We start from the raw sequence: 24958 nt of genomic DNA on the forward strand, positions 1-24958 counted from the left end.
TTTGTCTTGATCTTTAAGATAAATAATTCAAGCTTGTTAAAAAAGACCTATAATAGGAAAAAAAAATAGCTTTTAAAATTTAGAAGGCTTCATTATAATAGGGAATGTTGTAACTATGATTTTATAAAAACCTATACTATAATCATATAAGCAAACATAACTGATATTACACCCTTAAGAAAGAAGGATATTAATGAATTATCAATTATTTCAGGATATTAATAATTTAGCTGGCCACCACTCCTTTTTAGACAGATTAATGGTCTTCACCTCCTCGAAAGCTTTTATTATTTACGCTTTAGCTTTACTTTTAATGTGGGTTTTTGGAAAAGAAAAAATAAAATACACAGTGGTATTTGCAGTTATAACTACTGCCATTGGGCTGATTATTAATTTTATTCTTGGTCATATTTATAATGAACCGCGTCCGTTTGTAACCCATAAAGTTCATCTTTTAATTAAACATGCGGCAGATGCCTCATTCCCAAGTGACCATTCAACCTTTGCATTTTCAATAGCACTTGCTGTCCTATTTAGAAATCGTATCATTGGTTTTTGGATGCTCTTGTTCGCGATCTTAGTAGGAATTTCCCGTGTTTATGTAGGTAACCATTATCCATTTGATGTCGTAGGAAGCTTTGTAGTGTCGGTATTAGCAAGTTTATTTGTTTATAAGTTTAGTTCGATTTTTGAACCAATTTGCCGTCTAATCATTGCTATTTACAACAAGATTCCATTTGTTCCTAAAAATGATCGAAGCTTTTCAAAATAATACCTTCTAATTCAATATGAAGAAAATGAAGTGGCTGTTCCAAAAAAGAGTATTGTCATACTTTTTTGGGACAGCCTTTTAATGTTGCATTTTCTCTTTTTTGCATTATAGCTAACCACAAGGTTAACTATAATAAAAACAAAATAACGGAGGTACAATAATGGATAAAGTCTTTGAACAACTACATTTTTTTCGTGGATTCACTTTAAGTAACATACAAAAACTAAAAAAAGAACATGCTGACATACAACCAGTTGGCTTTAGCAACACACTTCGCTGGAACTATGCCCATATTTTAACTGCTTATGACGGATTAGTGTTTCAACTTTCTGGAAAAGGAAGCAAGCTAGACCCTAAATACATGGAATTATTTAGTCAAGGTACAAGACCAAGTGAGTGGAAAATTGAAGCTCCATCTCTTGAGGAAATTACTGCAGAGCTTGAAAAACAAGGGAAATTAATCATTGAGACTTTCCAAAATTCGCTCGATGAAAAGTTGATTCAACCAAAAGAAATTGGTGGAGCGTTTAAACTTGAAACAGTACGCGATTCAATCATATTCTGTATCTGGCATGAAGGATTACATCAAGGGGTTATCAATGGGTTAACGCGAGTTGTTACTACTATATAATTTGCTCCTAGTGAGATCCTACAAATTAAGTTTTAACCAACAATTAACCCGTAAAGAGATATTCCATTTACGGGTTTTGAATTTAATATTGAGTTTCATAAACAATTGGTCTCCGCAATATCTGTCTCTTTTTCTTGTTCATAAATCCTGCAAATATAAATTGGTTAAAAAGAGCCCTCTTTGAATACATCCACAGATTTCGTAAATCCTCTACTAGAAAAAGATAAATAGATTATGCCGAGTCCGAGCCAAGAAAAACCAACGATATGCCCAATGGTCTCCATTCCCCACAAAATATAACCGCACACACTTAAACCAATAAGAGGGAATAATACATAGGATACAATCCCTAACCCAGAACGAATTTTTCGCTTCAAGAAGAATTCGGAAAATACAGATAAATTAACGCAAATAAAACCGACTAAAGCCCCAAAGACAATGATTAAAAAGAGGGTATTTAAATCAATGAGAACAGCCCCGATATAACCAATAACTGCCATAAAAAGAATACTATAAACTGGTGTTTTAAATTTCGGGTGAATGTATGCAAAAAATCCCGGTAAAAAACGATCCCGTCCCATTCCATAGAGTAATCTGCTTGCTGCTGCTTGACCAGCTAAGGCTGTTGAAATACCAGATATAGCAATGACAAGAGTTAACACTGTCGCTAAACCGCTTCCACCAATTTTTGTAGCAATTTCGAAAAAGGCAGTATCCGTCGATTTAAACGAAGTAAAATCAGGTGAAACCATCGTAGCAAAATATACCTGTGCAATATAAAAGACTGCACAAATTACGCACGCAAAAATACCTGAACGACCCACCATTTTCCCTGTTACATTGGAATCCTCTGCCATGGTGGTCACTGCATCAAACCCAAGATAAGACAGAACTGCAATTGAAGCCCCAGCAAGTAAAGAATGCATCGAAAAAGTATGAGGATTATAAATAGCTTTCATAGAGAATACCGTTCCTACCCCATCCCCATGAAGCAAGGCCTTTATGGCAAATCCAACAAAACAGACGATGCTTAATAGCATGATTGCTGTCATGGCTAAATTCACCCTCGATGTGGTTTGCGCACCTAAGTAATTGAATAACGTTACTGGAAGTACAAAGATGAGAAGCATTAACCAAAGTGGTATAGAGGGAAACAATTCCATTGTAAATACTGCACTTAGTTTATAAAGGAGCATGGGAATTAATATATAATCCAATAGAATAGACCATCCAGCTAAGAACCCCAGGTAGGGGTGAAGTGCTCGAGATGTAAAGCTGTATGTCGACCCAGCAATCGGGTATGCTTCAGCCATCTTTCCATAACAAAAAGCGGTAAAAATCATGGCAAGCAGGCCCAATAGATAGGCTAAAACTGCGTGTCCCCGAGACACTTGACTGAGAGAACCAAAAAGTGTTTGAGCCGAAACAGGGGCCATAAAAACCATCCCGAATATGACTAAATCCCGTGTTTTTAGTACCCTTTTTAATTCTTGTTTATATCCGAAAGATTCTGTACTAGTATTACTCCTATTAGATTCACCAGTATTTTCTAATTGGGAATCAATATGATTATCGAGCATAGACCTGCCTCCATTGATCCAAATTATCGACCCAATTTTCAACAAACACTTTTCACTTCAGTATAAAGCTTCATTTCGTATTTTCCTGAAGACGGTTCTACCCAATTTCCATTTATCAACACATTATTTGATTTTTCAGAAATTTTTGGACAGATGATAAAATGTTGGTTACTACTTCCATGTTTATACCTTCTTTTTCGTTAGATGGTCTATGCTCTGGATAAAATAACGGAATAGTTCTTGTTCTTGAGGACTCTTCATTTTCTCCGGATGCCATTGAACACCTAATGCAAACCAAGAGGTCTCTGATTCAACAGCCTCAATTATACCATCTTCACTCCATCCCACTGGTCTGAATCCCTTCCCCACACTTTGGACACACTGATGATGAATGGTGTTTACGATGTGGTGGGTACTTCTATAAATTTGTGCAAACATACAATCTTCGGAAAAGTCTACAACGTGACGTTGATTTAAAATCTCTTCCGCACTCCCTTTAGTTTTTGGATGGTTAGGGAACTTCTCATGCAAATCTTGCAGCATCTTACCGCCAAAAGCCACTTGCAACAGTTGTAATCCACGGCAAATCCCCAATGTTGGTAGATTCCGTTTTGCTGCCTCGTGAATCAGCGCAATTTCAAAACGGTCTGTTTCCACGTTCACATCATAAGACTGTCCTGTATCAACTTCCCCATAAACAAGAGGACTGATGTCCCCCCCTCCTGAAACAATTAATCCATCTAATAAATCCACGTAATCTTGGATCAAATCAATGGATGTTTGCGGAATTAAAACTGGAATTCCTCCAGCCAACCATACAGATTTCGCGTAATCCGGATCCAGCGTAAACAAATCAGTCTTCTCTCCTAAAAAGGTCGGAAGATCTCTGCGCCATGAACTGATACCAATTTTGGGCCGATTTCCATTAAAGATGGTAGACATATTCATTAAACTCCCAGTCTGTGACATATCTTCGAAAACGCTCTGCCTCAACTCGTTTCATGGCCGTAAAAGCATTCACCATCGGTTCCCCAATTAACTCACAAAGTCTTTCATCTTGGAGTAAATTAGAAATACTTTCTTCAAGGCTTTTAGGCAGGCAGGTTAAGAGGTTATCTTCAAGAGAAACATCTCCGGATACAGGAATCGGCGGCTCTAATTGTCTAACAATTCCATCATAACCAGCCAATAGACAAACGGCGGATATTAAGTAAGGATTGGCTGATGCATCTCCTGCCCGAATCTCCAAACGGCTTCCGGAACGCCTATCCGCAGGAATACGGACAAAAGCCGTCCGGTTATCATAGCCCCATGAAGCAGATAAAGGAACCAAACTATCCGGAACCAAACGTTTATAGGCATTCACGGTAGGGGCCAAAAAGGCCATGAGAGCTGGTGCATGGTGAAGGATACCCGCCAAAAACTGTTTAGATAGCCGGCTTAAGCCATCCGATTCGTTCGGACCATAAAAAGCATTTCCATTATCATTATTCAAACTAATATGAATGTGAAACCCGGACCCTGCATCATGATTAAACGGCTTACCCATAAAGGTGGCGTGCAATCCTTGACAAGCAGCTACTTCCTTTACCATGTTTTTAAATCGAAATGCTCGGTCAGACGATTCTACCGCTTCTCCATGCAGCATGTTAACTTCAAACTGTCCAGCGCCAAATTCATGATTCGCTGCCGTTAAACCTAGATTAAGGACTTTTCCGGCACTTAGAAACTTATGCATCATACCCAATTCATCCGAACGGTGTCCTACCGTATAAACCATCGAAGAATGATTGCTATATCGTTCCCAACCATCACCCGTTTTCTTGAGTAGATAGAACTCTAATTCATGGGCAAAAACCGTTTTTAGCTGCCATTCCTTCTCAAACAAATCCACTGCACGTTTTAAAAATTGCCTTGGTGAGATGTCAATGATGTCACCGTTGTCATCATACAGATCGACCAAACATTGAACTGTATGGGGTTCCCATGGGACTGTTACGACAGTAGACAAATCGGGAATCCCCCGCATATCTGGATATCCACGGTCAGGTGCCATGCCAGGAGCATTGAGCGGATTTCCTGCCAATCCATCCACCAAGTTCGCTACACAAAAAGTCTGCCCATCCTCAACTACACTCTTGAAAAATTCAAGCGGTATATCCTTTCCACGGGGATAGCCATGGATATCACTGTAAGTGAGCCGAACAAATTTGACATCGTCTTTTTCTAGACGGCGGATTAATTCCTCAACCGTTTCTGCTTGCTTTATTTTCGGATCCATAACCACTTCATTGTTTGACATATGACACCCCCTATTTTAAGAGATTACTATGTTGCTATTTTTAAAGTTTACGATTGATTATTTTAAGCAGGCTGATAATCTCAACATATCAGCCATGCTTTTATTATTACAATTTTTAAGCCCAGCCTTTTTCAGGTTTATCAAACCAAATATGAACCTGTCCCGTACCGACAGAGGCTTCATATTCAGAAAGCTGTACACCACGAGACGTACATTGACTTCCGCCTAATGCACTTGCCATCATCAGATAATGACCAAATCTTCCTTCAGGAGCATGTTTACGATATTCCGGCATTAATTCAATAACTTCCTTATGCTTTCCTTCAGATAATAATTGAATGACCTTTTCGTCCATCGCTCTGGCTTCCTGTGTAAATACATGACTTAAATCTGCTGATTCATGCTGACGGATTACACTTAATGGCCAGAATCTATGGGATAGACCGCCAGAACCCAATAGTACGACTCTTCGATTACTTTTATCTATAGCTTCACGCAACACTTGGCCAAACTTTAAGAAATCATCCGGCTCCCCGGTTTGGGCACAACTAACGGAAAGGATCTTTTCCCCTCTGTGCAGGTAATGAACCAAATTTACAGTGCCATAGTGGACGTCAAGATACGGATTTCGACTGACATGAACCCATGTATCCTCCTTTCCTTCTGCCACTTCTTCAATTAAATTCGCAAGTTCAGGATCACCATCGTAATCATAAGGTATATCACACAAACTGCGAGGTAACTCATCGGATGTATGGAACCCTTTATAGTGGGCACGTCCGTCTACCACTGTTTCAAAAGTGGTATGCCAATGTGTATCAAAAATAACAATGGTATCAGGTTTTAGCTTATCCAAGATTTCCGAACGAAGTTGGTACATACCCGTCACCACAGTAAAATCTTTACCATTATTGAGTTCTAATCGTACCTCCTTAGGTAACATAATAGTTGGAACGTGTGATATTATTCCTGCCCCAATTATTTCCCCCATAAATAACGCCTCCTAAATTACGGTTTAGTTTTAAATTATTGAAAAGAACCATTTCGCTTGGATAATGTTTTAACATCGCAGAAGAATTCAAAACTCCAATTACCGCCTTCGCGACCGATTCCTGATTTTTTACTGCCGCCAAATGGTGCAGACAGGTCCCTGGCGAAGAAGGTATTCACCCAAACCGTCCCTGCATTCACAGCATGACCAACCCTTTCAGCACGTTGTTCGTCTCCGGTAAAGATTGTTGCCGCTAACCCATACTCGGTATTATTGGCCATCTCAATCGCTTCCTCTTCCGTTTTAAACGTTTGGAAAGTGAGTACAGGGCCAAATACTTCCTTTTTCAGGATTTCTGCATCATTCGGGATATTAACGAATAAGGTCGGTTCAAAATACAATCCACCAAGTTTTTCCGAAACGAATCCACCGTAAGCCAATTCGGCACCTGTTGCCTTGGTTCCTTCCACAAACCCTTGAACGCGCTCCAAATGTTCACGAGTTATCAATGGTCCTACCTGCGTTTCCGGTTTTCTTGGATCTCCCAGTACAATTTTTGATGCTTCTGTCTTTAAACGTTCTAAAAATTTCTCCGCAATCGATTCTTCTACCAAGATTCTTGTACCCGCTAAACAAACTTGTCCTGCGTTATCGTATTGGCCAATGGCTGTTCGTAAAGCAGATTCAAAATCGCAGTCCGCAAAGATAATTAATGGGGATTTCCCACCCAATTCAAGACTTACTGGAACAATTCGATCCGCCGCCGCCTTGCCTATGATACGACCGGTCTCCTCTGATCCTGTGAAGGAAATACGATTGACATCTGAATGATTTGTTAATGCTGCCCCTGCCTGTTCCCCAATTCCTTGGACAACGTTTAGGACTCCCGGAGGAATTCCCGCTTCCTCGGCAAAATCTGCTAACAGAGAGCAAGTAAACGGAGCCCATTCAGGTGGCTTAATGACCACCGTATTTCCCGCTGCCAAGGCTGGCCCCACTTTCCATGTGGTAAGCATGAACGGTGCATTCCATGGCGTAATTAACCCCGATACACCGGATGGTTCATAATGAACACTGTATCGGACACCATTGGATTCCCAAATCTCGCCTTTTAATTGCTCTGCCCATTCGGCAAAAAATCGGATATTATGCGCTCCTCTTTTCATCACACGGAGTCGACTCGATTCAAATAAGGAACCATTGTTTGTCGTTTCTACAATCGCTAACTTTTCGATATTAGCTTCAATTATATTAGCTAATTTTTTCAAATAATTACCTCGTCCTTTTGGGCCAAGAGCAGCCCATGCAGGGAAGGCATTCTTTGCTGCTTGGACAGCCAAATCCACTTCGTGTTGAGAGCCGGCAGCGACCTCACCTAGCACTGACTCATCAATCGGGCTAATAACTTGGAAGGTAGATTCAGAGCTTACGCGCTTTCCTCCAATATAATGGTTCGGAGATACCTCAACACCTGCAACACGTATTCTCTCCATGGATTGTGTAATCATTTACCTCACCTCTACCTTACTTTTGAAATCATTCTTAACCGGTTCGTCCAAAAACTGGTTAATGAGATTGATAGAATGTGTTTTATCAGCAATCTTGTAGTTTAATGCAGTCATCCGGAAGGAGTCACTTAGATAGAAACGCTCATACAAATCAAGGCGTCCCGCTAATTCAGATCCAATAAAATCCCAGCCCAACCGGAATAAACGAATTCGTTTTTCCGCATCTGCATTCCGAGCTTGATAATATTTCTTAATATCTGAACTTAAAGGGCCCTCAAGGTCTGCAAAGCTTGGTGTTAACATAAAACCGCCACCACCAATTAATTTCAATAATTCCGTTGCTCTCGGGATGAATTTCGGCATAAGGCCCCTTAGTGCTAAAAGAGGACGATCATCTGGTGCCCAAATGCCTTTATTCCTTACTTCAAAGGCCCCTTCTTCGGCTGCAACAACCGCAGAACGTGTAATCTCGAGCATATTCCAAATCTCACCCAATTTTTCCTGGACATGATCAAATGCATTAACTCCAGTCATATCGGCAATCATATGACCAAGACCAAATGCGAATTCAAGCTTAGTTAAAGCTCGATTCATCGCTTGGAAGATGATGTAATTTCTCCAGTAACCCTCACCGATGACCTCGGAATAACCGACTGTATCTCCATCCATAAACACACGATCCTTAGGAACCTTCACATCATCAAAGATAACGACAGCATCCATTTCATCAAAACGTGAAGATAATGGATAGTCATAGTTACTTCGATCCTTGCTGTAGGAATCGCGACAAATAAATTTCAATCCTGGCGTATTCATAGGAATGGAAAAACAAATGGCATATTTCTTATCCTGTAAACGAATATCACTTCCCGGATATACCGCTAATTCGTCCGCATATGGGGCAAGGGTAGCAAGCATTCTTGCGCCACGAACAATGATAGCATCATCCGTTTCACCTACTTTATGAAGAGAGACCTCTCCACCCCCTTGCTCCGCCTCAGATACAGAACGGTCCACTTGCGGATTGATTATGGAGTGAGTCAGAATCAGATCATTATCTCGGATATATTTTTGATAATTTACTAGATTTTGTGCTCCTTGTTCGTTGCCTCGCCTTGCCCATACATCTGCATGCCCGGCAAAACAAGCAAAAGTGGTGTTCATATAATCTGGGCTGCGCCCCATTAAACCAGCGGATACTTCAGCCCACTTTTTCATAGCTATGCGGATCCGTTTAATGTCTTCTTTGCTTTTAGGAATAAGGTGAGTAATTCCCACTTTTTCACCAGTATCCGGAGAATCATACAACATGATTTCCGGGAATTCGTGTTGTAAATCAAACAACTTGGCCATGGTTTCCGCAGCACCTTTTAGTTTCGGATGTGTAGTAACATCCGTTATCCGCTCACCCTCAAGCCAAATTTCGCGCCCATCTTTTAATCCTTCAAGAAACTGTTTTCCTGTTCTCGCAGCCATAATTCGCCTCCAAATATCATTATTAATTGTAAAATAATTGAAAAGTATCAGAAAACGCTTTCAAGAATTGCCTTATTTTTTCAATTTCTCATTTTAACTTATCTAATTTTTCTGAAACAAATGATAGCTATCGTTTGATATCTTAAGATTATCTTGGATTATTTTTGTTGTCAAGGTATTAAATGTCAAAAGATTAAAAATATTTTGGTGGTAAAAGTCCTGACAATATCATTTCAAAGTCTTTGTATTCAAAAGAACATGGGGTAAAATACCGAAAATATATGGTTCATCATGAACTTATTCTTTTTTTAAGTGATCGAAACTATAGATTTTCCAAAATTTTATATTGCCAAATTCATTAGATATGATACGATTTAAACATATAGTTAGATTGATACGATTACACCTTAATTTTTCACTCTAATCTATACATTTATAGAAGAAATTCATTAGTTAACTAAAAAATGTGACCTATAGCTAGGTATAGATTTTTTTAGATTTAAAATAAAAAAAGTCTTGTGACTGGAGGGTATACCTATGAAGATAATAAGGATTTCTTATCCGACTAATTCGTCCACCGATTACCCAGCCACTTCTCTCGCCATCGGGTATTTTGATGGTGTTCATCGAGGGCATCAAGTGGTCATTCAGAATGCCATTAAACAAGCCAAAACATTAGGCATCCTATCCAGTGTTATGACCTTTGATCCTCATCCAAAGTCCGTTTTAGGGAGTAGGGAACATACGTCCTTTATTACTCCGCTGCCTGACAAATTGCAGATCTTCGAAAAAATGGGAGTGGATTTAGTTTATGTGGTTTCATTCAATCGGGATTTCTCTCAAGTTTCTCCAATTGACTTTGTTGAACGACTCTTGGTTTCATTACAGATTAAATATATAACCGTTGGTTTTGATTTCTCGTTTGGTTTTCGCGGTCTTGGAAAAGCTCATGACTTGAAACTTCTAGCCAAAAGCCGTTTTCAAGTTCAAGTGATTACTTCCGTCAACTCGCAAGTAGAGAAAATTTCTAGTACGAATATTCGTAATGCCCTTCAAATGGGGAATATTGAGAAAGCCAATTATTATTTAGGTAGAAGATATTCTATACAGGGACTCTTTCACTCAGAGCATAACCATTTTTTCGTAACTCCCCCATCCATAATGCCGGCGTTGGGTGAATATTTAGTGGAAGTGAAGATCCATGATCAGTGGGTTTACGGTACACTTTACATTAATCATGAGGATAAAAAGTTGCCGTTTTCCTTATATTTGATTGATCCTCCAACCTCTTTGCCAGAATGCCTTGAAATTCAATTTATCTGTCTAGCATCTAATGATGTTTCTCAACTAGGGGAAAATCCGGTTGTAAAAAAAAGTATATAATGTTTATGTAGATATTAATTGATTTCAAAATTATCCCCCCATTTATTACTATTTTATCAATTTCTATGTTAAATTATTTAATATCTAACTATTACCACAGGTAAAACCACGGAGGTTCTTTGAACATGTTAGAAAATGAACTGCTACCAGAAGAATTGGATATTTTAAATCGTTTAACCAACTATCCCCTTGATTTTCAGGCCATGACGGTGGTGACGAACCTTTACAGAGCAGCTCAACTTCTACGGGCTGAGATGGAACGTGAAGTGCTATCACCATATAAACTCTCTTGGACTGGATTTTCTTTACTGTATAATCTTTGGATTTGGGGAGCAATGGAGACAAGGAAATTGTCGAAATCGATGGGCGTAACCGTTGCTACAGTAAGCAGCATCTCTAATACATTAGAACGAAAAGAACTTTGTGGCCGAGAAGTAGATCCCAGAGATCGACGATTAGTCCTACTACATTTAACCGAAAAGGGAAAAGAAGTAATCGAAGAATTATATCCGAAATTTAATCAAGGTGAAAAGGATTTCGTTAGCGTATTAAACTCTGATGAACAAAAATTTCTCACCCAATTATTAAGGAGATTATGTAAACGTATAGAAATAAAAGAATGAGATTAAATCCTGTTTCCCCGTCTCAATGCTAAAAAGCTTGCAAAACACTCCTTCCTTTTTATTGCCTTGTAACTTGTAACTTTATTTTCACCACTGAGGAATTTGGAAATAAACGCATGTATAAAGGATTAATTTAAATATAGATTTAGTTCCGGTTCACTTACTACCAGCAATCCAATATAAATAAAAAAATAACCTACAAAAAACAGTAGGTTATTTTTTTATTTTTAGGCTGTGTTAAACTTGGCTGTTGATTGCGCTCAAGAAGCGAGCATCCGCGGGCGTTCCGTGGAGCCTCCTCGGCGCTTAGCGCCTGTGGGGTCTCCATTGCCCCGCACTCCCGCAGGAAGTTGAATCAGCATCCTTGAATCAACACCGCACGAAGGAAATGCGATAGCATTTTCGAGGATTTAGCGCTTTGCGCTCCAATCAACATAGGTTCAAAATCAACAATGCCCTTTAGCATAGCCTATTTTATTGCTGTAATTTGTTGCTGCTACATTGGTAAGAAAATTCTAATTATACAAAAACATTTGATACGAAACGTTTGATATGATATGATTATTGCACACATATTTACTGTGTAAACCATTTAATATCCAATAATCATTATTGAAAGGATTGAATGTTTTATGGCTAAGTTGAATGGATACTCCTTACCTTTGTCTCCTGAAGGAAAAGCGAATCTTTTACCCGCTCCTCCCTGGCATTATTCCGGTGATATGTTACTCGTTGAATATCGTACCGACCCCGATGCTGTTATTGCCTTATTGCCTGATGAATTAGAACCTGCCGATGATCCAGGTGCGGTTTCGGTAATTTTCGCGGATTGGCAATCCTGTACGGATCATGGTGAAGAATGGTTAGATCCTTACCATTCCCAATATAAAGAAGCTATGGTGTATGTTGGCGCCAAATATAAAGGGCAGCCAATTTGTCGGTGTGTGTATATCTGGGTAGATAAGGATTTTGCTATGCTGCGTGGTTGGGTTCAAGGATTCCCTAAAAAACATGGAGATATTTGGATGTCACGTCCTGTTACTGTTGGAAAAGCTGGTCCTCGCCTTGCACCTGGTGGGAAATTTGGAGCGACGTTGTCAGTGGGTGGCAGGCGGTTAATTGAAGCAAGAGTTAATTTGACCGACCTTTCTGAAAAGGGTCCCCAAGTCAATAACCCGCCTCAATTTAATAGTCGTCATTTTCCAAGATGGGATAGTCTTGAGCCGGCTCTTTATGAAATGGTAACTGTAAAAGGAGTCGATAAAGAATGCAGCCCTATTTGGGAAGGACATGCGGATATCAAAGTTTACGATTCGCCATTTGAAGAATTAAGAGCATTAGAGCCTAAGGAAATCATTGGAGGCTACTATCATTCCTTTGGGTATACCATGATTGGCGGAGAAGTTGTCGAACAACATAAACATTTAATATCAGCAAATAAGGGGGAATAAGCATGCAAATCGTACGAGTAAAACGTGGAGAACAAATTGTAAGGGGTTACCTTGATAGAGAGCTACTCATTCTTGATAACGGGGAAAAAGTTCTTCCATCTGATGCTCAATTTCTCCCTCCTGTTGAACCAACTAAAATCATTGCTATGCATTTAAATTTTCCAAGCCGCGTTGAAGCTTTTGGTGCAAAAAAACCACGTTGGCCTTCTTATTTCATGAAACCCCTGACATCTCTCGCGAGTCATCAAGCTGCCGTGGCAAGACCACGCAATACAAAATACCTCAATTATGAAGGTGAAATTGCTTTAATTATTGGGAAGAAAGCTAAAAACGTTTCCCGGGAGGAAGCTTGGAACTATATTGCTGGCTACAGCCCTGTCATCGATTATGGTCTCCATGACTTCCGCACTTCTGATGCAGGGTCGATGCTGCGTGTCAAAGGACAGGATGGTTTTTGCCCAATTGGGCCAACCTTAATTCCAGCTCATGAAGTAGATCCTCATAACCTTACTCTAAGAACCTATGTTAATGGAAAGGTTGTTCAGGAGGACAATACCAGTACGTTACAATTTCCTTTTAATGAAATTGTTGCTGATTTAGCCCGGCTAATTACTTTAGAGCCAGGTGATGTGATTTTAACAGGTACCCCTGCTAATTCACGCCCGGTTCAACCAGGGGATGTCGTAGAAGTGGAAATTGAAGGCTATCCACGTTTGACAACAACGGTTGTGGAAAGTGAAGTTGACTTTGCCGATTTTGGTGCTCAACCTGAGGATTCTGATAATGCAAGAAATACTGCATTTGAGATTGAATAGGAACTAGACATTTAGATTAATTCTCAAGAATAGGAGATGAATGATAGAATGAAGCTTCTTGGAATTTCCGGTACCCTCCTTGGGGCTAAAACGGCCATATTGGTAGATGCGGTTCTCAATGGAGTGAAGAATAATAATCCTGATGTAGAGGTGGAACTTTTAGATTTGCGTGGGTATGATCTCCAGTTTTGCGATGGCAGAGATCCTTCAACATATAATGAAGATACACGAAAAATCATTGAGGCTGTTTCTCAGGCTGATTTCTATCTAATTGGGACTCCAATATTCAATGGTTCCATACCAGCTCCTTTAAAAAATGTATTTGATATCGTGCCACCTTCAGTTTTTCGAAACAAGGTTATGGGTTTTGTCGCTAATGGCGGAACCTATCAGCATTATCTTGTTGTAGAAAATCAATTGAAACCTATTGCCGGGTATTTCCGGGCATTTGTGGCTCCAAGCTATGTATATGCTCATAATGATCACTTTAATCGAGAAAATGAAATAGTTGATACAGAAGTACTAGACCGGATTCACCATTTAGCACAGGAAATGGTTTATATGCAAAATGCATTAAAGAATCATTCACATGATCTATTTAAAATTCATTAACATGTTTGCTATTCCTTATAAGCCTACAAAAAAGCGGGTGTCCCAAAAGTATAACTTTTAGGGGCACCCCTTTTTTTTAATGGTCTGTGAAACTTGTCTGTTGATTTCCGCTCAAGAAGCTCGCTTTCCGCGGGCGGTACGGGGAGCCTCTTTAAAAATTTGTTTATAGATATTTCCGATGGAGTCCTTTGCCATCATAAGAAAACAACATAGTTCTTTCTTCAATCAAGGTTTCCATATGAACCGGTCTTCCCCACAGCTGGTGAATATAGGGTAACACCTTCTCCAAATATTTCACATCCAGTTCTACACCTTCAAACCAATGTTTTAAATATAATTCACCATTTTTTAAATAGTCACCATCCATGACAGTGATATATGGAAAACCGCCATTTACACGCATATTTACCAGTTGATCACGGACATGCTCCCACTGCTTATCAACAATTTTATAATCCCTGCCTTGCTTTTGAAAAAGATACAAATCCTCTCTCATGATAAGTTCTTTTGTTAAATAATTTCGCAGGAACGAAATATCAGACTCGATTTCCCTGACCTCAAAGATTTTTTCCCTTCCAGATTCAGGTTGGACTCCTCTTCGTTTCATTTCTTCAGTGGGATTGTTAAAGCGTTCTTCAATATCTTCAAAAATCTTTATTCCGAGGTAGTATGGATTAATACCTGTTTTTGATGGCTGCACAACACCGGCATTCAATTTAGCAAATTCAATGGCTTCATCACTTGTTAAATCCATTTCCCTTAATATCCTCTGGTGCCAGTAGGAAGCCCAGCCTTCATTCATGATTTTTGTTTCCAGCTGCGGCCAGAAATACAGCATTTCTTCCCGCATCATGGTCAGAATGTCGCGTTGCCAATCAGATAGCTCCCTGCTATATGATTCAATAAATAACAATAAATCTTTCTCTGGCTTTGGTGGAAATTTCTTTTTTCGAGTTTTTTTATCAACCACTTTATCTTTTTCATCGAGCTTCCACAAATCATCATATGGAGAAACGTTGTGATGTTCCTCATCATCCTCTTCTTCGTCTTCGTTGGACCAAGACAGCTTCGGCCTCATAAGCGATGGATCGATATGTTCATCAATAGAAAGAACTGCATCAAGAAAGGTTTCTACTTCTTTTTTACCGTACTTAATTTCATATTGATGAATTCTCTCGGCCGTTGCCGCCATACTTTCGACCATATCTCGTTTTGTATTCTGAAACCGAACATTATTTTTAAAGAAATCACAATGGGCAAGGACATGTGCCACAATGAGTTTATTTTGAATAAGGGAATTAGAATCCAATAAAAATGCATAACATGGATTGGAATTGATGACAAGTTCATATATTTTACTTAGCCCTAAGTCATAATGAATCTTCATTTTATGAAATTGCTTCCCAAAGCTCCAGTGTGAAAACCGTGTCGGCATTCCGTAAGCTCCAAAAGTATAAATAATTTCGGCAGGACAGATTTCATATCGCATCGGATAAAAGTCTAAACCAAAACCGCTGGCAATTTCGGTAATTTCACTAATGGCATATTCGAGCGCTTGCCGATCTTCCACATTCATTTACTATTCCCCCTTTGCCTTCATACCACAATGTATGAAGGAAAGGCAGGAATGATGAAACCAGAGTGGAAAATTCAAACTCCGTTATTTATAGGCTTTGTTAAAGGTCATTGTTGTTTTTGAAACTATGTTGATTGGAGCGGAAGGCGCGAGACTCCTGCGGGAGTACGGGGCAGGGGAGACCCCACAGGCGCTTAAGCGCCGAGGAGGCTCCCCGGAACGCCCGCGGAAAGCGAAGCGCCTGAAGCGCAAATCAACAGGCAAGTTTAACACAGCCTATTTATAAAGTATTTTGCCCATCCAACTTGCTCTTAACAGATTTATTATTCAGGAGAAAGTTGGAAAAGGCGTTTTCATCAGGTGTCCAACATTTTCTGCGAAAGTTCTAAGTAAATTATCATACAATAATCTTAACTCCTAATAAGGAGGAGATAAACAAGTGAATAAAGTGGACTACGATCGAGCGTTGTACTATACTCATCGATCTGAGTGGGATAATTTACTAATTCTTATGGTAAGAACACAAGACCAGTTTTTATCCAAAAAGATCGAACAATTCCTGCATGCTTATAATTTTGAACATGACTACTCTGTTATAGAAAAAAAACTGTATTCTCTGCTTCGTTACATCGACCATGCCAACGAATTAATGGAACATGAACCATGTGAGATACCGATGTTTAGTCTTTCCTGAAAAAACAAGTGGATACATTTTTGTTGAGAAAATTTATGGCAACCGGGCCAAAGAATTCCACCAAAAAATACGGCTTCCTTTGTCGGGAGCCGTATTAACCGTGATCTACTAAAACCTGAAAAAAACTCCCGAAGATTAGCCTTCGAGAGTTTTTATTATACTAACGGGACAAATATATCACCATGATTATTACTTTTCAGAAACAGTTGCAATCTTTAGGTCAACAAGGGCCATAAAGTCTTTTTCAACCTGTTGTAATTTCCTATCGCTTTCTTCAAGGCTTGAACTATTCACCCCAAAATAGAACTTCACTTTTGGTTCGGTGCCTGATGGTCGTAAACATACCCACGAACCATCCTCAAAGGTATATTTCAAGACGTTGGATTTAGGTAAGTCAATCTTTTCCTCCATGTTTCCTGATACGCGAATACCTGTCAGGTAATCTTCAGATGAAGTAGTTGTTAATGATCCCAAGCTTGTCAATGGTTGTGAGCGGAACGAAGCTAAAATTCGTTGAATCATTTCCGCTCCCTCTTTTCCCTTTAATGTCAAAGAACGAAGACCTTCTTTATAATAACCATACTTTTCAAATACTTGCATTAACCCTTCATAAAGAGACATTCCTTTAGTTTTATAATAGGCGCAAACCTCCGTCGCCAAAAGAGCTGCCTGTACAGCGTCTTTGTCACGGGCGAAGTCACCAATCAAGTAACCGTAGCTTTCTTCATAGCCAAATAGGAAGGTGTGCTTACCACTAGCCTCATATTCGTTTATTTTTTCAGCGATAAACTTAAAGCCCGTTAAGACGTCAACCGTCTCTAATCCATATGAAGCCGCAATTTTTCTACCAATTTCCGATGTCACGATTGTCTTTAAGACAACTCCATTATCTGGGACTGTCCCTTTTTCTTTTTTCTGTGTAAGAAGATAATCAAGCAATAATGCTCCTGTTTGATTACCTGTAAGTACGACATATTCTCCTTCATGATTAGGCACCGCAATTCCTAAACGGTCAGCATCGGGGTCTGTACCAATTAATATGTCAGCTCCCACTTTTTTACCGTCACGAATTGCTAATTCAAAGGCAGCATGTTCTTCAGGATTTGGGCTTTTTACTGTAGAGAATTCCGGATCAGGAAGCTCTTGTTCTTTAACAATCGTCACATTTTTATATCCAAATGCCTCCATTGCTCGGCGTACCGGTTTGTTTGCCGTTCCATGAAGTGGGGTAAAGACAATTTTAATATCCGTTTCATTAGCTAAAGCGGGATTTTCGGAAATGGTCTTTAACTTTTCAAGATAAACTTGATCAACTTCTGAACCAATTATTTTAATTAGTCCTGCTTCCTTTAGCTTCTCCTCACTATCGACTTCAATTAACAACTCGTTTTCAATTTCATTCACTTTTGCAATTACAATATCTGCACTTTCGAGAGCTAATTGTCCCCCATCTTTGCCATAAACCTTATAACCATTATATTCAGGTGGATTATGACTGGCTGTTATGACAATCCCCGAAAATGCATTTAAATAGCGTAAAGCAAACGATAATTCAGGAGTTGGTCTTAGTTCGTCAAAAACATAGGTTTGAATTCCCTTGGTGGCAAGTGTTTTAGCTGCCTCCATTGCAAATTCAGGTGATTTATGACGGGAATCAAACGCAATGACCACCCCACGCTTCTTTGCTTCTACTCCATTTTCTTCTATGTATGCTGCTAGACCAGCTGATGCCTTACGGACAGTATATATATTCATCCTATTCGTACCAACACCAATTTCTCCGCGCATTCCACCTGTTCCAAACTCCAGGTTTTTATAAAATGCTTCTTCAAGCTCTTTTTCATTCGTTTTTAATTCTTCTAATTGAATTTTCAATTCACCCTGTAAATCTTCAAATTCAATCCAACTACTCGCTTTTTTCTTCCATTCCATGAAATCTCCTCCAAAAACTTTTTCCATTCTTATATTATTTCGAAGGTCAAGTTGGATACTCCTTTAAAAATCTCTTCGAATTATCCATAATTTTTGCATCTAAGTTTGACCCCTATATTGTATAGTTTAATCCCACCAATATACAAGGTCAAAAAAATGAAAAAGAAAAAGGCGATGTATCGCGCTCCGACGCTTACTCTTATTGAACTGGACAATTCTCGAAGTCGAATTTTATACTTTATTCCTATAAAAAAGAAAACGCCTGCTAATGCAAGCGTAAACAAGTTAATATTAAATTAACAACTCGTTAGCCACTTTTGTATTGACGCTTAACAAATGATTATTCATTCTTTTTGCGACTACAAACTGTTCATATTCAAACGGAAAGAATAAACCAAATTCTTGCAAATGGGACACATTTTTAGAAAAAAGAGTAGAATATTGATCATCAAGGTCAGTAGATTCTAGGATTGAAATCAGTGTCTGCATACATGCCATCACCTTAAAAGCATCCTTTAATGTGCCAAAAACCTCTACTTGATTTTCCATTGTATCCAGCACTTTTAATTGCTCAAATTCGTAAATTTCATCCTCCGTAAAATAGAGTGGAAAAACATTTGAATAAATATACCTCACAAGCCCGCTTATCTCTTCTTCCTGACTTGGTGTAGAGGCAAATACAATTTTCACTTGTACCACACCTTTTCACATCAAGATTTTCTGTCTATTATATAACATAAGAATAACATAAACCCTCTTGGAAAAATGGTGGTAATTATCACCACAATCAAAAGCGGAAGCGCCTCGATCAGCCCCGACAAGCATAAGACAAGCCGGCAGGAAGGTTGTTTTTTAACCTTCATGTCGGATTGGCTTATGACCTCGAGGGGCTAGGCGCAAGCTGGACAATACTCGAAGTCAAAATTAAAAAGGAAGATGTTAATGTTGCAAACAAAACGAAAGGGCGAATGGTTGGAACTCAAAATACCTAAATTTTGGGAAGGAAAAACAATAGAAGACCTTTTTTATAATGAATGGGAAGCCCCGAGAAAAGTAACCCATCTGTTCAGAACGGAAAAGAAGGTGCTAGTAAATGGAAGCAGAGCAAACTGGAAATTACCGCTTGTTTCCGGTGAAAAGCTTGAGATTAAATTATTTGAAGAAGAAGAATTACAGGTGGTGCCAAATTTCCAAGAGATTCAGGTTCTTTACGAAGATGACCATGTATTGGTGTTAAATAAGCCCCCGTTTCTAAATACCCATCCAAATGATCTACAATTAGAAACGAATACTCTTGTTAACGCTGCAGCCTTTTATTTACTGGCTAATGGTGAACTACGCAATATCCAGCAAATTCATCGCTTAGACCGGGATACCTCTGGAGCCATTTTATTTGCGAAACATAAGCTAGCTGGGGCTATCTTGGACAGAATGCTGGAAAAACGGCAAATTAAAAGAACCTATCTCGCTCTCGTACACGGAGTAGTAAAAGCTAAAAAAGGAACAATAAACACCCCGATTGGCCGGGATCGACATCATCCCACTAAAAGGCGTGTCTCTCCATCAGGTCAGGAGGCTATCACCCACTATCAAGTAATAAAAACAGATAAAAATAATGTTTTTTCTTATGTAAAATGCTGGCTTGATACGGGGAGAACCCATCAAATTAGGGTCCATTTAAGCTACATTGGCCATCCTTTAGTTGGGGATGTACTGTATGGCGGCAAACCAATTGTCAATCGCCAAGCACTACACGCTGTAAAACTGGAATTTACCCATCCCTTCACACTTGAAAACGTTGAGTGTCAGGCACCATTTCTTGATGATCCCCCCATTTTTAAAGACATTGATATATACAGTATAGAATGAAAAAAAGCCTCCGGAGGATGGAGGCTTTTTTGTCTTGCTAGTGCACACGCGCTTTTCTATTCTTTTTAATCAGCTTTTCTAAAGGATCTCATGATAAAGCTTAGGAGGAAGGTTAACACAACCGCACCGATTATTGCAGGGATTATGGCAAAATCGGCTACACGTGGTCCCCAATTTCCTAAGATTAATGACCCAAGCCAGGCTCCAACAAATCCAGCAATAATATTACCTATAATGCCTCCCGGTACATCTCTCCCCACAATCAGGCCGGCTAACCAGCCAATAATACCACCAACGATTAGTGACCAAATAAAGTTCATTAAGAACACTCCTTTTTAGTATTCAAAATATCACTTAATCAAATTCTTCAAGCAGTAATCAACTTTTTTTCTGCCTGTAATTCTAAATTACCCAATTTTGTTTTTCTTAATCAAAAAAAAGAGTGAGATGAGTTTATTTAAATAAAAATACATATATAATGCGGCTTCAGGAAACATTGAACATACTTAGAGGTTATTTTTTCAGAAAATTCTTATGTTAAGTTTTTGTAAATTCACAACTTATTACTTTCCTTTTTCGACAACTTTTAGATAAAATATTACTTTGGTTGGTGTACAACTTTTGATGAAAAATGGGGGTTTTCACATGGCATTGAAAAAAAATGATAAGTTCACAATTTTGCTGAATAATATTTCCACCAATTTAAAGGAAAGTGCAAATTTCTTTACTGATTACAAATTAAAAAATGTAAGTGATTTAAAAATTTTCTCTGAAAAAATGAAAGAATATGAATCAACAGGCGATTCCTTTGTTCATGAAGTAATTAAGGAGTTAAACGATGCCTTTATCACACCGATTGAACGTGAAGATATTCTGCATCTTGCGATGAGCATGGATGATGTCCTTGATGGTTTAGAAGGATGTGCCGCATTATTCGAAATGTACTCTATTACAACTGCGGATGATTTTATGAAGGGCTTTGTGGATGCCATTCAAGCCAGTGCTCATGAGATTGATAAGGCAGTAGAATTGCTATCCAATAAAAAACTGCCTCAAATAAGAGAACATGCCATTAAAATAAAAGATTACGAATCAAAATGTGATAATATCCTTAGACAATCCATTAAGCATTTATTTACAGTCGAAAAAGACCCGATTCGAATTATTCAATATAAGGAAATTTACGAAACACTTGAAGATATTGCTGACAGCAGTCAGGAAGTTGCGAATACGCTTGAAACCATTATCATGAAAAATGCATAAGGAGCAATAAAATGAGCTTTATTTTTATCCTAACAATTTTAATTGTCATTGGTGCTCTTGTATTTGATTTCATAAATGGTTTCCACGATACGGCAAATGCAATTGCAACCTCTGTCTCAACTAAAGCATTAAAACCGCGTCAGGCGATTCTTTTAGCTGCTACCATGAATTTTATTGGTGCCATGACATTTACAGGTGTTGCCAAATCCATTACAAAGGATATCGTCAACCCTTTTGCACTTTCCCATGGTTCCGTTGTCATATTAGCTGCGTTACTCTCCGCTATCGCGTGGAACTTGATTACATGGTATTTTGGAATACCGAGCAGCTCCTCCCATGCCATTATCGGCTCGATTGCTGGGGCAGCTATTGCCGCTGGAGGCTTTTCTGTGCTTAATTACAGCGGATTTATTAAAATCATTGAAGCACTTATATTATCACCTATTTTAGCTTTTGTACTTGGATATATTATTTATAGTATTTTTAAAGTGGTTTTTAGAAATTTTAACTTAACGAAAACGAATCGGAACTTCCGGTTCATTCAAATTGGAACAGCCGCACTTCAATCCTATTCACATGGTACAAATGATGCCCAGAAATCAATGGGAATCATCACCTTGGCTCTTATCGCTAACCAATACCTCCCTGCTAACGCAGAAATTCCATTATGGGTTCAAGCGTCTTGTGCGCTGGCAATGGGACTAGGGACGTCTATTGGCGGTTGGAAAATCATTAAAACAGTTGGCGGGAAAATAATGAAAATCCGCCCAATTAATGGTGTTGCTGCAGACTTAACCGGAGCTGCGATTATCTTTGGTGCAACGTATATTCATTTACCGGTAAGTACTACCCATGTTATTTCCTCTGGTATACTTGGAGTAGGATCTGCTCATCGTATTAAAGGTGTAAAATGGGATACGGCTCAACGTATGATCATAACATGGGTAATTACGCTGCCAATTTCAGCCCTAATTGCAGCCTCTATTTACTATATCCTTCATTTATTTATTAAATAACTGGGATCAAATCTTATCGGAGTACTTCGATAAGATTTTTTTTATTTTATGATTGAAATAATCCATAAAAACGAATATTATATTAAATGTGTTTAAAAACGTTCGTATTTAGGAGTGGAATTCTTGTTTAAGCTTAAAGAACATCAAACAAATGTTAAGACAGAAATATTTGCCGGTCTTACAACATTTTTAACTATGGTCTATATTGTGGTTGTTAATCCGGTCATCCTTTCTGATGCCGGGGTCCCGTTTCAGCAGGTATTTACCGCAACCATTATTGCAGCTGTCGTAGGGACTTTATGGATGGGGCTGGTGGCAAACTATCCAATTGCGATTGCTCCTGGAATGGGCCTAAATGCCTTTTTTGCATATTCAGTAGTAGGAACACATACCGGAATTAATTACCAAACAGCATTTGCCGCTGTCTTCGTTGCTGGTATTATTTTTGTGATTCTCTCTTTAACCGCGTTTCGTGAGAAATTAATTGAAGCCATTCCAGACAATTTAAAGTTTGGCATTTCTTCAGGAATCGGCCTTTTCATTGCTTTTATTGGCTTAAAAATGTCTGGTATTATTACGAAAAATCCCGTCAATCTTGTCGGTCTTGGAAACCTTCATGCACCAGAGGCATTGTTAACAATTGTCGGACTTACGGTAACGCTTATATTAATGACTCTTAGAGTAAATGGAGCGATGTTTTTTGGTATGATCATTACCAGTATCATTGCCATTTTCACTGGCCAGCTCCATTTTACAAAAGGTTTTGTTTCCCTTCCATCTCTACCTGAAGGATTAATCATTACAAACCCATTTGATGCCTTTGGTCAAGTGATTGGTCATAGCTTGTATACGGTAGTATTTTCCTTCTTATTAGTAACAATTTTTGATACGACAGGAACAATGGTTGGTGTCGCCCAACAGGCAGGGTTAATGAAAGGAAAATCCTTGCCAAGAGCAAGGCAAGCACTCCTTTCAGATTCAATAGCTACCACAATTGGTTCTCTGTTTGGAACTAGCCCAACAACAGCGTTTGTCGAATCTACCAGCGGCGTTGCAACTGGGGGAAGGACAGGCCTGACTTCCGTCATTATTGCCGGATTGTTTATCATCTCTGCTTTTTTTGGTCCCCTTGTCGGTGCAGTTTCAGGGATTTCCGCAATTACAGCACCTTCATTGATCATTGTAGGAAGCTTAATGATGGGAAATATCTCTCGGGTTAAATGGGATGATCTCGACGAAGCCTTCCCTGCCTTTTTAGTGATAATCAGTATGCCATTAACCTCTAGTATCTCAACTGGAATTGCTCTTGGATTTATCACGTATCCAATTTTAAAAATTGTGAAGGGGAAATGGCGTGAAGTTCATCCATTAATTTATATTTTTGCTGTTTTATTCTTTTATCAGTTGGCCTTTTTGCAACATCCATAATGAAAAGCGCAAGCGCCTTGGTCAGCCCCGATATAGGGAGACTTGGGCACTGATAAGTGCCTTAGTCTCCCTTAATGCGCAGAGAAGGCGTTAGCCTTCAGTAGCCAAGTGCAAGACGAGCCGTCAGGATGCCACACCACTGCAAAATCATCTTTGCAGGCATGCGACGAGGTGAACAATAACTTCTCCGATTTTGCTTTGCCGCAGGAGCAAGAATCAATTTATTTAATAAAAATAAATTGGCTTGTGACCTCGAGGGGCTAGGCGCTCCGCCTAAAAACTCGCGTTTTTAGGCGTGCGAGGTATCGCTTTCGAAGCTTACTCTTATGGAGCTAGACAATTATCGAAGTCGAATTTTATACATCCTATTAGACAAGAAAAGCCCAAGATGAAAATGAAAGTTCATCTTGGGTTTTTCTTTTACCTAATTTTCCCCTAGAACAGGCACGTAAAACGATTTACGTGACTAAAATCATTCATTTTTCCCGAGATCGGGCACTTAAAACGATTTACGTGACCGAAATCATCCATTTCCCCAAATCCAGGCACGTAAAACGATTTACGTGACCGAATTCATTCATTTTCCCCAAATCCAGGCACGTAAAACGATTTACGTGACCGAATTCATTCATTTTCCCCAAATCCAGGCACGTAAAACGATTTACGTAACCATTGAGAAAGCTTATCAACGCCCTTTTCATGTTTAATAGAGGCTTTCGGGCTTTGACAAGGCTCATCAACGCCCTTTTTCATGTTTTAGGAGGCTTTCGGGCATTGAGAAAGCTCATCAACGCCCTTTTTCCTGTTTTATGGAGGCTTTCGGGCTTTGACAGAGCTTATCAACGCCCTTTTTCATGTATCATGGAGGCTTTCGGGCACTGACAAGGCTCATCAACGCCCTTTTTCATGTTTTATGGAGACTTTCGGGCTTTGACAAGGCTCATCAACGCCCTTTTTCATGTTTTATGGAGGCTTTCGGGCATTGACAAGACTTATCAACACCCTTTTTCCTGTATTATGGGAACAATCGGTCATC

23 protein-coding genes are annotated in these 24958 nt (G+C 39.1%); 12 read left to right on the forward strand and 11 right to left on the reverse strand.

The features are described from left to right. Positions 1 to 193: 193 nt before the first annotated feature. Together BN1082_RS17455 and BN1082_RS17460 are read left to right on the forward strand one after the other, a co-directional pair. The gene (locus tag BN1082_RS17455; protein WP_090636327.1) at positions 194 to 772 is read left to right on the forward strand and encodes an undecaprenyl-diphosphatase; all 579 of its coding nucleotides are present in this window, start codon (positions 194 to 196) and stop codon (positions 770 to 772) included. Positions 773 to 932: 160 nt separating this feature from the next. Then, positions 933 to 1403: a DinB family protein gene (locus BN1082_RS17460; RefSeq protein WP_090636329.1), complete on the forward strand. Its 471-nt coding sequence runs from the start codon at positions 933 to 935 to the stop codon at positions 1401 to 1403. Positions 1404 to 1567: 164 nt separating this feature from the next. On the opposite strand, the gene BN1082_RS17465 is transcribed toward BN1082_RS17460, so the two are convergent. The 6 genes from BN1082_RS17465 to BN1082_RS17490 all read right to left on the reverse strand — a co-directional run bounded on the left by BN1082_RS17465 (position 1568) and on the right by BN1082_RS17490 (position 9260). Beyond that, complete coding sequence (locus BN1082_RS17465) at positions 1568 to 2983, reverse strand: APC family permease (protein ID WP_090636332.1); 1416 nt, start codon at positions 2981 to 2983, stop codon at positions 1568 to 1570. Between the two features lie 183 nt (positions 2984 to 3166). Beyond that, positions 3167 to 3925: a gamma-glutamyl-gamma-aminobutyrate hydrolase family protein gene (locus tag BN1082_RS17470; protein WP_176699848.1), complete on the reverse strand. Its 759-nt coding sequence runs from the start codon at positions 3923 to 3925 to the stop codon at positions 3167 to 3169. Then, positions 3909 to 5285, reverse strand: coding sequence for a glutamine synthetase family protein (locus tag BN1082_RS17475; RefSeq protein ID WP_090636335.1), 1377 nt, complete (start codon positions 5283 to 5285; stop codon positions 3909 to 3911). The genes BN1082_RS17470 and BN1082_RS17475 overlap by 17 nt, the downstream gene beginning before the upstream one ends. A 115-nt stretch (positions 5286 to 5400) precedes the next feature. Beyond that, entirely contained in the window at positions 5401 to 6276 is an 876-nt protein-coding gene (locus tag BN1082_RS17480) for a DODA-type extradiol aromatic ring-opening family dioxygenase (RefSeq protein ID WP_090636338.1), read from the reverse strand. A 35-nt stretch (positions 6277 to 6311) separates the two neighbouring features. After that, positions 6312 to 7769: an aldehyde dehydrogenase gene (locus BN1082_RS17485; protein WP_090636579.1), complete on the reverse strand. Its 1458-nt coding sequence runs from the start codon at positions 7767 to 7769 to the stop codon at positions 6312 to 6314. A gap of 15 nt (positions 7770 to 7784) precedes the next feature. After that, a complete protein-coding gene (locus BN1082_RS17490) occupies positions 7785 to 9260 on the reverse strand; it encodes a 4-hydroxyphenylacetate 3-hydroxylase family protein (RefSeq protein ID WP_090636341.1) in 1476 nt (491 codons plus the stop codon). Positions 9261 to 9797: 537 nt separating this feature from the next. On the opposite strand from BN1082_RS17490, the gene BN1082_RS17495 reads away from it, so the two are divergent. The 5 genes from BN1082_RS17495 (at position 9798) to BN1082_RS17515 (ending at position 14144) form a co-directional block, all read left to right on the forward strand. Next, positions 9798 to 10643, forward strand: coding sequence for a hypothetical protein (locus BN1082_RS17495; protein WP_090636344.1), 846 nt, complete (start codon positions 9798 to 9800; stop codon positions 10641 to 10643). Between the two features lie 125 nt (positions 10644 to 10768). Beyond that, positions 10769 to 11266, forward strand: coding sequence for a MarR family transcriptional regulator (locus BN1082_RS17500; protein WP_090636347.1), 498 nt, complete (start codon positions 10769 to 10771; stop codon positions 11264 to 11266). Positions 11267 to 11898: 632 nt separating this feature from the next. Next, positions 11899 to 12717 carry an acetoacetate decarboxylase family protein gene (locus BN1082_RS17505; RefSeq protein ID WP_090636349.1) on the forward strand — a complete coding sequence of 273 codons (819 nt, stop codon included), beginning with the start codon at positions 11899 to 11901 and terminating at the stop codon, positions 12715 to 12717. A gap of 2 nt (positions 12718 to 12719) precedes the next feature. Next, positions 12720 to 13532, forward strand: coding sequence for a fumarylacetoacetate hydrolase family protein (locus BN1082_RS17510; RefSeq protein WP_141650878.1), 813 nt, complete (start codon positions 12720 to 12722; stop codon positions 13530 to 13532). A gap of 48 nt (positions 13533 to 13580) precedes the next feature. Further along, positions 13581 to 14144 carry an NADPH-dependent FMN reductase gene (locus tag BN1082_RS17515; protein WP_090636351.1) on the forward strand — a complete coding sequence of 188 codons (564 nt, stop codon included), beginning with the start codon at positions 13581 to 13583 and terminating at the stop codon, positions 14142 to 14144. A 163-nt stretch (positions 14145 to 14307) separates the two neighbouring features. On the opposite strand, the gene BN1082_RS17520 is transcribed toward BN1082_RS17515, so the two are convergent. Next, positions 14308 to 15720 carry a SpoVR family protein gene (locus tag BN1082_RS17520; RefSeq protein WP_090636353.1) on the reverse strand — a complete coding sequence of 471 codons (1413 nt, stop codon included), beginning with the start codon at positions 15718 to 15720 and terminating at the stop codon, positions 14308 to 14310. 439 nt (positions 15721 to 16159) lie between these two features. On the opposite strand from BN1082_RS17520, the gene BN1082_RS17525 reads away from it, so the two are divergent. After that, on the forward strand, positions 16160 to 16414 hold the full coding sequence (locus BN1082_RS17525; RefSeq protein ID WP_090636355.1) for a YhdB family protein: 255 nt from the start codon (positions 16160 to 16162) through the stop codon (positions 16412 to 16414). A 189-nt stretch (positions 16415 to 16603) separates the two neighbouring features. Here BN1082_RS17525 and BN1082_RS17530 read toward each other — a convergent pair whose 3' ends face one another. Both BN1082_RS17530 and BN1082_RS17535 read right to left on the reverse strand, forming a co-directional pair. Then, entirely contained in the window at positions 16604 to 18346 is a 1743-nt protein-coding gene (locus BN1082_RS17530; protein ID WP_090636357.1) for a phospho-sugar mutase, read from the reverse strand. 291 nt (positions 18347 to 18637) lie between these two features. Next, entirely contained in the window at positions 18638 to 19036 is a 399-nt protein-coding gene (locus tag BN1082_RS17535; protein WP_090636360.1) for a YhcU family protein, read from the reverse strand. Positions 19037 to 19288: 252 nt separating this feature from the next. Between BN1082_RS17535 and BN1082_RS17540 the strand changes: the two genes are divergently transcribed. Next, positions 19289 to 20215, forward strand: coding sequence for an RluA family pseudouridine synthase (locus BN1082_RS17540; protein ID WP_090636362.1), 927 nt, complete (start codon positions 19289 to 19291; stop codon positions 20213 to 20215). 65 nt (positions 20216 to 20280) lie between these two features. Here BN1082_RS17540 and BN1082_RS17545 read toward each other — a convergent pair whose 3' ends face one another. Beyond that, positions 20281 to 20535, reverse strand: a complete 255-nt coding sequence (locus BN1082_RS17545) for a GlsB/YeaQ/YmgE family stress response membrane protein (RefSeq protein ID WP_090636363.1) — start codon at positions 20533 to 20535, stop codon at positions 20281 to 20283. A gap of 325 nt (positions 20536 to 20860) precedes the next feature. Here BN1082_RS17545 and BN1082_RS17550 point away from each other — a divergent pair, with 325 nt between their 5' ends. From BN1082_RS17550 to BN1082_RS17560, 3 genes are all read left to right on the forward strand, one after another. Beyond that, positions 20861 to 21478: a DUF47 domain-containing protein gene (locus tag BN1082_RS17550; protein WP_090636365.1), complete on the forward strand. Its 618-nt coding sequence runs from the start codon at positions 20861 to 20863 to the stop codon at positions 21476 to 21478. 11 nt (positions 21479 to 21489) lie between these two features. After that, entirely contained in the window at positions 21490 to 22494 is a 1005-nt protein-coding gene (locus BN1082_RS17555; RefSeq protein WP_090636367.1) for an inorganic phosphate transporter, read from the forward strand. A 123-nt stretch (positions 22495 to 22617) separates the two neighbouring features. Then, positions 22618 to 23922, forward strand: a complete 1305-nt coding sequence (locus BN1082_RS17560; protein ID WP_090636369.1) for an NCS2 family permease — start codon at positions 22618 to 22620, stop codon at positions 23920 to 23922. A 624-nt stretch (positions 23923 to 24546) separates the two neighbouring features. Here BN1082_RS17560 and BN1082_RS28590 read toward each other — a convergent pair. Then, a complete protein-coding gene (locus BN1082_RS28590) occupies positions 24547 to 24675 on the reverse strand; it encodes a hypothetical protein (RefSeq protein WP_281177025.1) in 129 nt (42 codons plus the stop codon). Positions 24676 to 24958: the final 283 nt, after the last annotated feature.

Source organism: Neobacillus massiliamazoniensis (assembly GCF_001048695.1).
Lineage (GTDB): Bacteria > Bacillota > Bacilli > Bacillales > Cytobacillaceae > Neobacillus > Neobacillus massiliamazoniensis.